The organism is Brenneria alni (assembly GCF_003666245.1).
Classification (GTDB): Bacteria; Pseudomonadota; Gammaproteobacteria; order Enterobacterales; family Enterobacteriaceae; genus Brenneria; species Brenneria alni.
This window is the reverse complement of record NZ_MJLZ01000030.1, coordinates 8,035-22,607: the sequence shown is the minus strand read 5'-3', so window position 1 is coordinate 22,607 and position 14,573 is coordinate 8,035. Positions and strand designations below refer to the sequence as shown.

The 14,573-nt window shown below is 56.2% G+C and carries 2 protein-coding genes; both read left to right on the top strand.

The features are described from left to right. Positions 1-12: 12 nt before the first annotated feature. A complete protein-coding gene (locus tag BIY29_RS13395) occupies positions 13-8,145 on the top strand; it encodes a type I polyketide synthase (RefSeq protein ID WP_121575612.1) in 8,133 nt (2,710 codons plus the stop codon). Then, positions 8,142-14,528 carry a type I polyketide synthase gene (locus tag BIY29_RS13390; RefSeq protein ID WP_121575611.1) on the top strand — a complete coding sequence of 2,129 codons (6,387 nt, stop codon included), beginning with the start codon at positions 8,142-8,144 and terminating at the stop codon, positions 14,526-14,528. The genes BIY29_RS13395 and BIY29_RS13390 overlap by 4 nt, the downstream gene beginning before the upstream one ends. The last annotated feature ends 45 nt before the right edge of the window (positions 14,529-14,573 follow it).

Here is a 14,573-nt window from a genome sequence, read left to right as displayed (position 1 = left end):
AGGAGTTCACATATGGAAGCTTTAAACCTGCCTCTTATTCTTTCTGGCGAATCCGAATCGGCGCTCACCCTCGCAGCAGAACAATTGCGAACCAAACTCGAATCTATAACCGACGATGAATTAACAACGTTTTGCCTGCATCAATTCGCCGTCTCGCACGCAAAAAATCGCGGCATGGTCTTCGCTAAGGATAAAGACGGATTGATTAAGGGGCTGACGTCGCTCGCACAGAACCGTCCGGCACGTAACGTTTTCACAGGGAATGCATCTGTGGGTTTAAACCCGGTTCTGGTTTTTCCCGGTCAAGGGCCGCTGTGGCCAGGAATGACCACGGAATTACTCGACACGCTGCCCACTTATCGTCAAAGCGTGAACGAAAGCGGCGCAACACTGCAAGCCAACTTGAACTGGAATCCCGCCGATGCGCTTGCGACAGGCGAGCCGTTCTCCCGTCTGAAGCAAATTCAACCGATACAGTTCACGATATCCTCCTCCCTGGCGGATGTATGGCGATCTTTCGGCATCCGTGAAACCGCCGTGGTGGGGCATTCCGTCGGTGAAGCGGCCGCCGCCTACTCCGCGGGCTACTTAAGCCGGGAAGACGCCGCCAAATTGGTGACGCTATGGGGACAAGTACTCACGCATATTGAAGGACAAGGCGCGATGATATCGGTAGCTGCCTCAGTCGACGACATGACGCCTTTACTCAAAGCGTGGGACGGCAGACTGGCCGTTGCCGCCATCAACAGCAGTAAAAGCGTCACTCTCAGCGGCAACACAGCGGACACCGACGCCCTGCTGGCCAAATTAACCAAAGAGGGATTTTGGGCCTGGAAAGTACCGGGAGGGGAGGTGGCGGGACACTCGCCTCAAGTGGACATACTGAAAACCGATGTGATAGAACACGCGCCGCGCAATATTCTTTCCACCGCACATGCGGCCTATTACTCTTCCGTAAGCGGTACGCGGTACAAAGATAGCGATTTTCAACCAGACTATTGGTATCGCATCCTGCGTGAAACCGTTTTGTTCGAAAACAGCATTCGCGCATTGATTAATGACGGCCACCGCCTATTTATCGAAGTCAGCCCACACCCTGTTCTGACGTCCATTATTGAAGAACATCTGCGCGCCGCCGGCGTAAGGGGCGCGGCCATTTCCACGCTCGATCACCGGAAAAGCGATCGGGAAAGTTTCCTTCATGCCTTGACTCACGCGTTTATCAACGGTGCATCGGTTGATTGGCAAAGTGTGTTTAATCAACTTATCCCAGAGCAGGCAGAGCAATATCACGCGATGCTGGCTTCAGAAACAAAGACTGTCCCCGTCGCTCACCAAGCCCCCTTTTTTTCCGACAATCCGGTAAATTCCGAGCCAAACGGCTATGTCGATCGGTTCGCGTTGCACGATCGTAGCCCGTCGGAACAATATGAAATCCTGCTGGGCTTAGTCTCACGCGAAATTAAAGCGCTACTGGGCGAGACCTTTTCCTCAGATATGCAGGCTTTCCGCGATATTGGATTTACCTCGCTAACCGTTGTTGAATTTTCACGCGGACTCTCCGTCGCCACGGGAGTAGAACTCCCTTCCACCCTGGTTTACGATCATCCCACACCACGCGCATTAAGCGAATACCTGAGACAAGAGCTTGGGTTATCCTTATCCGATAACGAGCAGGATGCGCAGGATACGCGTCATAACGACGAACCTATCGCGATTATCGGCATGGCATGCCGCTATCCCGGCGGTGTGAACAGCCCTGAAGCCCTGTGGGATTTGGTCTTTGAGGAACGCGATGCGATCGGCGATTACCCGTCGGATCGCGGATGGGATGTCAAAAAGCTGTATGATCCAGAGCCGGGTCGACTCGGTAAGATCTCCACACCCACCAGCGGTTTTTTGTACGAAGCGCCGCTCTTTGACGCCGGGTTCTTCGGTATCTCCCCGCGAGAAGCCGTGACGCTAGAGCCTCAGCAACGGCTACTGCTTGAAGTCTCCTGGGAAGCCATTGAGCGAGCAGGGATCGAACCTTCAAGTTTATATGGTTCCAATACCGGGATATACGCGGGTATCATGGCGACGGAGTATGGAACTCAGATTCAGTATGCTCAGGAGGATGTTTCAGGCTATGGCTACATGGGAACCGCAACCTGTGTCGCTTCCGGCAGGGTGGCCTATAGCCTCGGTCTGCACGGGCCAGCCGTCACCATTGATACCGCGTGCTCCTCCTCTTTAGTCGCCATCCATACCGCCTGTGAAGCGCTACGCAGCAACGACTGCAAACTGGCATTGGCGGGCGGCGTCACCATCATGCCGACGCCCGGCGTACTCATCGATTTCTCTCAACAACGCGTTCTTGCGCCTGATGGCCGATGCAAAGCATTCTCCGCATCAGCAGATGGCGTGGGGCTCTCGGAAGGCATCGGTATGCTGCTGCTGGAGACGCTTTCCCAGGCGCAGGCGAATGGGCATCCGGTTCTTGGCGTCATCCGCGGTAGCGCGGTCAATCAGGATGGCGCATCCAACGGTCTGACCGCGCCCAACGGTACTGCCCAGCAGCAAGTGATCCGCCACGCACTGGCCAACGCAGGACTAACGCCTCAGGATGTCGATGTTGTCGAAGCGCACGGCACCGGCACCCGTCTTGGCGATCCGATAGAAGCAAATGCGCTGATGGCAACCTATGGCCGCCAGCGTTCGGCTGAACATCCGTTGCTGCTGGGTTCGATAAAATCCAACATTGGCCACACGCAAGCTGCCGCCGGGGTAGCCGGTCTGATCAAGATGCTAATGGCTTTCCGCCACAATATGTTGCCGCGTAGCCTGCACATTACTGCGCCGTCTCATGAAGTCGACTGGTCAAGCGGCGCGATACAGCTACTCTCAGAATCACAACCCTGGCCGCAAGTCGGCGATCGGCCCTACCGCGCCGCGATCTCTTCATTCGGTGTCTCTGGAACCAATAGTCACCTCATTGTAGAGCAGCCGCCAGCATCGGCCAGCCACTTCGACGCCGAGACGACCAATCCGCCGCAAGAGATGCTCTGGCCGATTGCGGCAAAAACCGATACCGCTTTGCGCAAAAAAGCGGCGCGGTTACGGGAGTATCTGCTTAATAAGCAAGATCTTGATCCCGTTAACGTTGGTTACTCGCTCGGTATCTCACGTAGTCAATTTTCCTATCGCGCCGCAGTACGGGGGCAATCCAGAGAGGAGTTGTTAAAAGGGTTACAAGCGCTTGAAAATGGGCAGGATCACCCGGCACTGACCGTCGGCGCTTCATCGGCTGGAGAATCAGGCAAATTATTCTTCGTCTTCCCAGGACAAGGTTCGCAGTGGCCTGAAATGGGGATGGATCTGTATAACGCTTTTTCCGTTTACCGGCAAGCTATCGACGAGGTTGATACCGCGTTGCGCACTTATGTGGACTGGTCGCTGATTGACGTCCTGCGCGGCAACCCCGGCACCCCGCCTTTAGACCGCGTTGACATCGTGCAGCCAGCGCTTTTCGCGGTAATGACCGCATTGCCCCGCCTCTGGCAATCTTTCGGATTTACACCACACGCTGTCGTGGGACACTCTCAGGGCGAAATTGCCGCCGCCTATATCGCGGGCGCGCTGTCGCTACAGGATGCGGTAAGGATCGTCGCGCTACGCTCAAGGCTTATGATCAGCCAGTCAGGACATGGCGCAATGGCCACGATCGGCCTTTCCGAAGAGCAGACCCGTGCCTTCCTCTCTCAGGATGACGGGGAAATTACCCTCGCCGTCTTCAACAGTCCGACATCAACCGTGGTTTCAGGCGATGCCAATTTAATCGATACGCTGCTCCGCCGTTGTAAAAAAGAGCGGATACGGGCTAAACGGATTGCCGTTGATGTCGCGGGACACTCGCCGAAGCTCGATATCCTGCGCCCCATTCTGATGGAGCTGTTTTCCGGTCTGAAGCCCGGCGCGACACGCATTCCTTTTTACAGCACGGTGGACGGATACTCTCATGACGCGCCCTTAGAAGGCACGACGCTGGACGCCAAATACTGGTGCGACAACCTATGCCGCCCGGTACGTTTTTTCGACACGACGATGGCATTGGCCAAAAACGGGAAAGCGGCCTTTCTGGAGTGCAGTCCGCACGCGGTGTTGCTGCCTGCACTCGAAGAAACGGCAGACAATGCGGCGACGATTGTCGGTTCTATGCAACGTAACAAACCCGCTGTTGAGTGTCTGACGCAGGCAATGGCGCATTTGTACGTCAACGGTCATAACATCAACTGGCGCGCCCTTCATCCCACCGCCAACCTCGTGGATATTCCCACCTATCCTTTCGAGCATCGTCATTACTGGCTGACGCCACCCGCCGCCAGTAATGTCGCCACCGCCGGACAACGCCCGGCTGAACATGCGCTGTTAAACGCGATCGTCGATCTGCCGGACGACGAAGGCGTGCTGCTGACAGGGCGCATCGGACTCGCCAACCATCCCTGGCTTGCCGATCATGCCGCGTCTGGCGTGACATTAGTTCCCGGAACCGCTTATCTGGACATGATTCACTATGCCGCGTTACTAACGGACTACCACACTATCGCAGAATTGGTCATTCAAACACCACTGGCGCTTCCTGAACAGGGGGAACTGGACCTGCAACTCAGAGTCGGACGACCAGACGAAAGCGGGCTGCGTACCGTCACGATTCACGCTCGTCGCCATAACGACGAGGAGCACGACACCTCTGAGTGGACGCTACACGCTAACGCGCTATTACAGCGCGACGCGCCAAGACTGGAACGCCCGTTCGACAACGTGGACTGGCCGCCTGTCGATGGCGAACCGCTGGATCTCACCCGCCTTCATCAACAGCTCTCTGCTGCCGGATATGAATATGGCTCCGCTTTCAAAGGGCTTAGTGCAGCCTGGCGCAACGGTGATGATGTGTACGCCGAAGCAAGCCTGCCTGAAGAACTGCCGACGAACGGACATTTCCTGCACCCTGCGCTGCTCGATACCGTGCTCCATACCATTGCGCTGTCCGATAGCCAGGACGACGACGCGACGGCGCTGCGATTGCCTTTCGCATTTAGCGGCATCACCGTGGCCGATGCGCAGCCACGCCGGTTGCGCGCCCGATTGCATCTGAAAACGAACGATACCATCAGTCTGATGGCTACCGATGAGACGGGCAAAACGGTGATTTCTATCGAGACGCTCAATCTCCGGGAAACCACTCGGGATAAGTTGCGCGATCAGTTACGCATTAAGCCGGAGTATGATCTGCTGCGCACCACGTGGAGCCCTTTACCCTGCGCGTCTAAAGTAAGAGAAACCTCCTCCGCCGCCAACTGGGCGCTACTTGAAACCGATCCCTCCAACGCCAGCCCGCTGGACATTGCCGCCCGTTATCGCACTCAGCCTGAATTAACAGCGGCACTGGCATCAACCACGCCGCCAGCGGTTCTCGTTTGGCCGTTGCCGAACACCGGCGGCACGGATACAGACGATGTGCCACGTACCACACGAGCACTGTGTGAACAGGTTATCAACCAGCTCCAATCCTGGCTGACCGATGAAAGCATGGCGAATACCACTCTGCTGGTGATCACTCACCGTGCGACAGAACAAGGTTCCAATGAACGCCTGGATGTCGCCCAAAGCGCCGCGTGGGCGCTACTGCACTCGGCACAGAACGAAAACCCTGGCCGAATCGTGCTGCTTGATACCGACCACCCCCTCGACGATACCGCGTTACTCAGTGCGGCGCTGGCGAGCGATCGTCCACAGTTAGCCGTGCGCCAGGGCCAACTGCTCATTCCACATCTGACCAGAACGGTGAAAACCGGGCTGCTGATCCCCCCCGCCGAGAGTGCGCTGTGGCGCCTGGACATTTCAGATACCGGGAATCTCGACAACCTTATGCTCAAGCCCGCCCCTGAAGCCGGAGCGCCACTGGGCAAAGGACAGATTCGACTCAGCGTACGTGCGGCCGGTATCAATTTCTATGACATTGTGTGCGCATTGGGATTAATCGCGCCGCAGCATGAATTCGGCACGGAAGCCGCCGGTGTCGTTACGGAAGTGGGGCCGGATGTAACACGCTTCAACATCGGCGATCGCGTGATGGTACTGACCGAGGGCGCTTTCGGCCCCACCGTTATTGCCGATCAGACTATGACCTTCCACCAGCCTGACGACTGGTCTTTCGCGCAAGCCGCTGGCGTTCCCATCGCATTTCTCACCGCCTATTACGCGCTGACACAACTTGCCTCGCTGCGGCGGGGTGAACGCGTGCTGATTCACGCAGCAGCAGGCGGAGTTGGTCAGGCAGCCATTCAATTGGCGCATTATCTGGGGGCGGAAATTTTTGCCACTGCGCACCCTGACAAGTGGCCGGTCCTGCGTCAACTTGGCATCGCCGACGATCATATCGCCAGCTCACGCAACCTTGATTTCACAGGGCGGTTCCGTCCTTTGCTCGCTGGGAAGGGAATTGATGTGGTACTTAACTCTCTTACCGGTGAGTTTATTGACGCCTCAATGTCGCTGATGGCATCAGAGGGGCGCTTTATCGAACTGGGTAAAACCGATATTCGCGAGGATTTCCCTTCCGATCTGATATACCACTACCTTGACCGACCGGACAAGGATCCGAAGCAGACAACGGAGATGCTCACCACTTTGTTATCACTGATGCGCACGGGATCGTTAACACCATTACCTGTCACCGCCTTTGATATCAAAGAAGCAGTAAACGCTTTCCGGCTGATGCAGCAAGGCAGGCACACCGGCAAAGTCGTACTGACTTTCCCCCAGCAGCTCAATCCCGATGGCACTGTGTTGATTACCGGGGGGACGGGGACGCTGGCCGGGCTTCTCGCGCACCATCTGGTGGACTCACATCAGGCCAAACACCTGATACTGGCCAGCCGTCGCGGCTCTCGCGCCGATGGCGCGGAGCAATTGAAAGCGGGGCTGGAAAATGCGGGAGCAACGGTCGAGATCGTCGCCTGCGACACCACCGACCCTCAGGCGCTGGACACGCTGCTCGGTGCTATTCCAGCCGCACACCCGCTGACCGGCGTGTTCCATACCGCAGGTGTATTGGCTGACGCCACTATTGCCAATCTGACGGCAGAGAGCCTCAATACGGTATTCTCACCCAAGATAGACGCAGTCTGGCACTTACACCAGAAAACTCGCGCTTACGATCTCGCGGCTTTCGTTCTCTATTCATCCAGTGCCGGTACGCTGGGTAGCCCAGGTCAGGGTAATTACTCGGCCGCGAACAAGGCGCTGGATGCGCTGGCGCATAACCGCCGACGCCAGGGTTTGAGCGCCACATCCCTGGCCTGGGGCTGGTGGCAACCGGTCACCGGGCTGTCGAGCCAGCTCAGTAATACCGACAATGCACGTATTGCCCGTACCGGTCTGGCGCCTATCACGCCGGAACATGGGCATGCGATGGTCGATGCGGCACTGGCATTGCCCTACGCCGTTTATACTGCTGCGCCGTTAAACCCGCAGATGTTGCGTAAAAATGCGCAATCAGGACGTCTCCACCCATTATTTGAACGGTTGGCGGGGCCAGCAAGTGTGCGTCGGGCGCCCTCAGGCGCCGAAAAGATCCCCGATTTACGCCAGTCGCTGTCCACGCTGGAATCCGGTGCACGGCTGAAACAGCTACAGGCCGCCATCGCCAATAACATTGCAGCTATTCTTGGACTCGAAAATGGTTCGCTCGTTGCGCCCGAACAGTCATTTAAAGAAAGCGGTATCGACTCGCTCATGGCATTGGAGCTGCGCAATCGCCTGGCCTCGGCCTCCGGTCTGCGCCTGCCAGCGACGCTGACCTATGACTATCCAACCCCTGTCGCGCTGGCTGAATATCTCAATGCAGAACTGTTCTCCGGGCAGGATGTTTCAACAGGCGGAACGCTAACGGAAGCGGACGAGTCGCGCATTCGTGAGCGCATTGCGGCAATTCCGCTTTCAAGCCTGCGCGATGCCGGATTACTGGACGAATTACTTCAGATAGCAAACGGCGTCGCCCCTGTGGAGAAAGCGCCGAAAAATTCTCAGGTAACCGATATCGAGTCCGCAAGTCTGGATGAGCTGGTGTCTATGGCTTTGTCTGACAAGGAGAAAACACTATGACACACAGAAAAGGCAATACCGCAGCTAGCGAGGAAACCGCCGATCCGCGTCTGGTTGAAGCGTTACGTCACAGCCTGTTACTCAACGAGCAGTTGAAACAGCATAATCAGCATTTGACCCAGGCTATGCATGAACCTATCGCCATCATAGCGATGGGCTGTCGCTTACCCGGCGGCATCCACTCTCCCGAACAGCTTTGGCAACAGCTATCCGACGGAGGGGAAACCATCGGTCCCTTCCCCGCCGATCGGGGATGGAATATTGATGCGCTATTTGATCAGGATCACGAGTTCAACGCCGTTGCCAAAGCCTGGAAGGGCGGTTTTCTGGAAAATGCGGCGGGCTTTGACGCCAGCTTCTTCAAGATATCCAATCGCGAGGCGCTGGCGATGGATCCCCAACAACGCTTACTGCTCGAAGTCAGTTGGGAAATTCTGGAGCGAGCCGGCATTGTTCCCGCCGCACTAAAGAACAGCCAGACAGGGGTCTTTATCGGTACAACGCATAATGGCTATCTCGGTGATATTGAACGGCGCACTCCAACCGCTGACGGCTATCGATTACAAGGCAGCCTGAGCAGTATCAGTTCTGGACGTATCGCTTACGCGCTGGGGCTGAACGGCCCTGCCATCACGGTGGACACCGCCTGCTCCGCGTCTCTCACGGCGATCCATCTGGCCATTCGTTCCCTGAGAGACGGCGAATGCTCACTTGCCATTGCTGGCGGCGCGACGATTATGGCTTCGCCAGAGGTGTTTGCTGAATTCACACGTCAAGGCGGTCTCGCCGCTGACGGAAGATGTAAAGCCTTTTCCGACCACGCCGACGGTACGGGTTTTTCCGAAGGGGTCGGACTCATTTTGCTGGAAAGGCTCTGCGATGCGGAACAGGCAGGCCATAACGTTCTGGCCGTGATTCGAGGTAGCGCGATTAACCAGGACGGCGCCAGCAATGGTCTCACTGCGCCAAGCGGCCCCGCGCAGGAACAGGTCATCCGTCAAGCGCTGAATAACGCAGAACTGACCTTTTCCGATATTGATGTCGTAGAAGCGCACGGCACAGGCACAACGCTTGGCGATCCCATTGAAGCTCACGCTCTGCTCAACACCTACGGTAAACATCGGCCCGACAATCAACCACTGTGGCTTGGCTCGCTGAAATCCAACATTGGCCATGTCCAGCTCGCCGCTGGCGTCGCCAGTATGATAAAAATGGTGCTGGCTCTCCAGCATGGTCGATTACCGAAAACCCTGCATGCCGACACGCCGTCCAGCAAAATAGACTGGTCGCGTGGCAATGTTAAGTTGCTTAACGCGGCACGCGACTGGCCCAATACCGGACGCCCTAAACGCGCAGCGGTGTCATCATTTGGTTTTTCCGGCACCAACGCACACGTCATTCTTGAGGAAGCCCCCGCGCTTTCGCGTCAGGCGGAGCGGGCGACGCCTGAAAGAGCGCTCCCTGTTCCCGGTATCGCGCTACCGCTGTCTGCGGCTTCACCGGCAGGGCTGTGCGCTCAGGCCAGGCAAATACATGCGTGGATTAACCGTGAGACGATGCTAGACCTCAGCGCCGTCGCCTATTCGTTAGCCACCACGCGTACCCACTTTGACTACCGCGCCGTGGTTACTGCGGAAGATAGTGACGGCGTGATCAAGGCGCTGGAGGCACTGGCCGACAATCGCTACGCACCCGGCGTCATTCAGGGCGTCCGTTCTCCGTCAGGCAACGTCGCGTTTCTTTTTACCGGGCAGGGCGCACAGTGGCCGACGATGGGACAAGGTCTATACCGACTGTCCCCGGTGTTTGCTCAAGCACTTGACGAGGTATGTCGGCATCTCGATCCCCTGCTGCCTCAGCCGCTTAAAACCGTGATGTTCGCCGAAAAGGACAGCACTAACGCCGCGCTGTTGGACAGAACCGATTTTACCCAGGCGGCGCTTTTCGCTTTTGAGGTCGCCTTATGCCGGACGGTCATACAGCTTGGCGTACTTCCCGATGTGATGATCGGCCACTCCATTGGCGAGATTGCCGCCGCCTATATCGCCGGCGTATTCAATCTGGCTGATGCCGCGACGTTCGTTACGACCAGGGGGCGACTGATGGAATCCATCATCGCCGACGGTGCGATGGTCGCCATTGAAGCCAGTGAAGCACAAATCTTGCCTGCACTGGAAGGACATAAAGACAATGTAGCGATCGCCGCGGTGAATGCACCGTCATCCGTGGTGATATCCGGCGACACAGACATTGTGCTTCGTATCGCTGAACAGTGGCAGGCGCACGGTTACCGTACCCATCGTTTGAAAACCAGTCACGCGTTTCATTCGCCCCACATTGATAGCATCGTTGATACCTTACGCAGCACACTTTCGACACTGTCGTTTCATGCTCCCGCCATTCCGATTATTTCCACGGTTACCGGCACACAGCTTTCCAATGAACAGGCCTGTTCCGTTGAATATTGGGCGAGTCAGGCCCGCCATGCGGTGCGCTTTGAAGCCGCCATTCAATGGCTTCAGGCACATAATACCGCCGCCGCGCTGGAAATTGGCCCTGACGGCGTGCTGACTGCTCTGGGGCGAGCCAATACCGTCAGCGAATCCGATGGCGCGCCCGACGTGGCGTGGATTGCTTCCTTGCGTAAGGGGCGGGACGAATGGCGTCCGTTCTTCGCCGCGCTGGCAAAGCTGTATGCACAGGGGCAACCGCTGGACTGGACGAAATTACTTACCCAGACTCCGCTCGTACCGCTGCCCACCTACCCTTTCCAGCATCATCACTATTGGTTGCAAGCGCCGCTGGCACGACCGACATTCGGCGGCGGGCTATTTGCGGTTAACCATCCCTTTTTACATGCCGGTATCAACCTCGCCGATCAACAAGGCTGGATTTTTACCGGCCAGTTGGACGCGGCTAAACAGCCGTGGATACTAGAGCACGTTGTCGGCGATGTCGCCGCAGGAGCCGGTGCGATGACTGCTGAACTGATACTGTATATCGGAGAACAGATTGGCTGCCAGCGCCTTGACGATCTCTTTCTGCATACGCTTTTACCTCTGAATCAGTACGTTCCCACCCCCATCCAATTACGTATTGGTCCGGCGGAAGCTGATGGAGGAAGCAAGGTAGAGGCCTATTTCAATCTACCCGACGATTCTGAACAATCCGCAGGCCGGACAGCGGTCTGGCAACGCTATGCGACTTGCCGTCTTGTGCCAGACAACAGTCCGTCACCAGAGTGGCCGGATTTACATACCGAAAACTGGCCGCCCGCTGACGCTAAACCGGTTGATTTTACCCCGATCTATGAACACCTTGCTGCTCAAGGTGTGATCCTTGGCAAGGCTTTTCAAGGACTCGCCAATGTCTGGGAACACCACGACGGGTTGTTTATCGAAGCAACGCAGCCAGTCATTCATGCGGAACAGAAGAGCAACTTCACCCTGCACCCGACCCTACTGGATGCAGGGATGCAGGCGGCATTGGTCGAACAACTGAATGTAGACGCGGAAAACGGTCAGGCACGTTTACTTTTCTCCCTTAGCGGGATACGACAATACGCCAAAAATGTACAGCGCCTGCGAGGACATCTGGTGCGAAAACCCTCTGCGCCATCTGCATCGGGCTACAGCGAATATGCGCTACGACTTGCGGATGATACCGGTCGTGCAGTCGCCGTCATCGAGGCCATTGTGCTAAAGTCGTCAAGCGTACCGCGCATTCGCTCGCTGCGTCCTCCGTTTTATCGTCTGGCATGGCGTGAGGTTGAACCGGATTCGTCCTCCGCGTCGCTTAAACCTCGCTGGATTGCCGCGCAGGACAGGTTACGGGCGCGCTTATCCGGCATAATGACGGAGTACGACGCTTCCACGGTCTATGCCGATATTCATCATGCGTTGTCGGCCTTCTCACCGGAGCCGAATTATATCGCGGCGTTCATCGCGCCAGACGCCGACGACGCCCATGAGTTTATCGATTATCGCCCGACACACAGCGTGCTCAACACCCTGCAAGCATGGCTTAATGATGTACGCACCATGACTTCCCCTCTCCTTGTGGTGACGCAAGGTGCGATAGCGACAAACGATGGCGAAAATGTCCCGAATTTAGCGCAGTCCCCGCTGTGGGGGTTGCTGCGTACCGCGCAGCTCGAATATCCGGGGCGGTTCTTCCTGCTAGACATCGATGACATAGAAAACACATCATTGCCGTTGATAAATACCGCGATTAACACGCTGCTCCATGAATCGCAACTGGCGCTACGCGCAGGAAAAATACTTGCACCGAGATTAGTGAAAGCCGCCTGCGACAGCGACCTTTCCGCTCACGACCACATCGAACAGCCTGAAAATCTGTGCCGTAACCTTAATCCTGACGGCACAGTGCTGATAACCGGCGGCACGGGCGCGCTTGGCAAAATAGTCGCGAAACATCTGGTGCAGCATCACGGCATTCGCCACCTGCTGCTTGCCAGTCGACGTGGTACAGATGCGCCAGGCGCCGATGAGTTACTAAAAGAGATCGCCGATCTTGGCGCCCAGGCAACTATCGTCTGCTGTGATGTTGCCGATGCAGAGGCGGTGGAATCACTGCTTAACGCCATACCAGTGACTCATCCGCTCACTGCTGTCATTCACACGGCTGGAAACGTGGATACGGCGGCTCTGGATTCAATGACCGCAGAGCAGGTAGACAATGTATTGCTATCAAAAGCCGTTTCAGCATGGCATCTGCATCGGTTCACACAGCATCACGATCTTTCTGCATTTGTTCTCTATTCTTCCGCCGCCGGTATTCTTCCGCAAAAAGGACAGGGAAACTATGCCGCCGCCAACGCCTTTTTAGACGCTCTGGCTCACCATCGGCGCCATAGCGGTCTTCCTGCGACCGCTATGGCCTGGGGCATGTGGGCTGAACGCTCAGAAATGGGCGAACAGCTTGGCAGCGACGATATACAGCATATTATTGAAACGGGTCAAATCCCGCTCTCTCGTACCCAAGGCCTTGCCTTCCTTGATACCGTTGTCGGCACACAAGTGGTGAATCATTCACCGCTACTGATACCGGCACGTTTAAATCTGGAAGCGCTACGCGAACAAGGCGACATTCCGTTATTGGCGGAGGCTCTCCCTCGTCGCACGGCCTCCAGGGGCAGCGTCGATTCATCGCGACAGATCGCGGATATGCCGGAAAAAGAGCGTCTGCCTTATTTACTTAATATGATTATTCAATACGTGGGTGAGGTACTGAACCACCCCGATCCGAAGTCCATAAGAACCGACATGGAATTCATCGCACTGGGATTCGACTCTCTCACCTCGGTGGAAATGGGGGGTCGATTATCACTGAAGCTTGGCGTTCGCATTCCCGCCACCGCAATTTTTGATCATCCGACGCCGCGAGCGCTGGCGCAATTCTTACTGAGTATTCTTGTGGGGGAAAAACACGCTACCTCAACAGAAGCGCACACCGAGACTAAGAAAGAGAACGACAGGTTTTACCACCTGTTACGGCAAGCCGTGCAACAGGGCATGACGCAGGAAGGACTTAGCGTGCTGGTCGGGGCAGCACGCCTGCGCCAGCATTTCACGCACAAACAGCACAAGCAGCACGCGCCGGAGACGGTATGGCTGCGTAACGATCGGGAAAAACCGCTGCTGGTTTGTTTTAACTCATTCATTCCCGCCGCAGCTAATTTAACCTATCAGCGCTTAAGTTCAGCCTTAAGCGATCAGTACAGCATATTGACCGTACCGCTGCCCGGATATAATGGTACCCCCTTGCCCGCCACCGACTATGCGGCCGCGGCGGCGCTGGCCACATCGGTGGAAAAAGGCGCTGCGGGACGCGATTTTACGCTTGTCGGCTTCTCAACCGGCGGGCTCGTCGCCCATGCCGCCGCACACCAGTTGGAAGCTCGCGGTCTACAGATCAAGGCCGTGGTGTTAATCGACAGTTTCCCGCCTTCGGCCATGAGTGAAGCCGCAATGGGAGAGGTACTTCGCACATGGTTCGCGGCAAAAGGCGAATTCTGGTCAGACGAGGATACCGCGATAATAGCAATGGCCTGGTATCTCGAACTGTTCGGCCAACAGTGGACGCCCGCACATCTGAAAACACCGACATTGATGATTCAGGCGGCGGATTACCCCGCTTCCGCACAGCCAGAACATTGGGCAAAGGAATGGCCAAATCTGGTTAAAAGCATCATAACGCCGGGGAGTCATTTCGAACTCCTTACGGAACATGTCGCGCATACGGCAAAAAACTTATCTGTTCTACTTAATGAAACAGAAAAAAACCTTGGTCGGAAAAGGGGTAATGCCGCAAGGAAAAACCAACAAACAGAAATATTAAAAAGGAATAACAAAATATATTGATGCTATGAAAAACGAATCCGCTATGGCAATGATTTTTATGCAGGA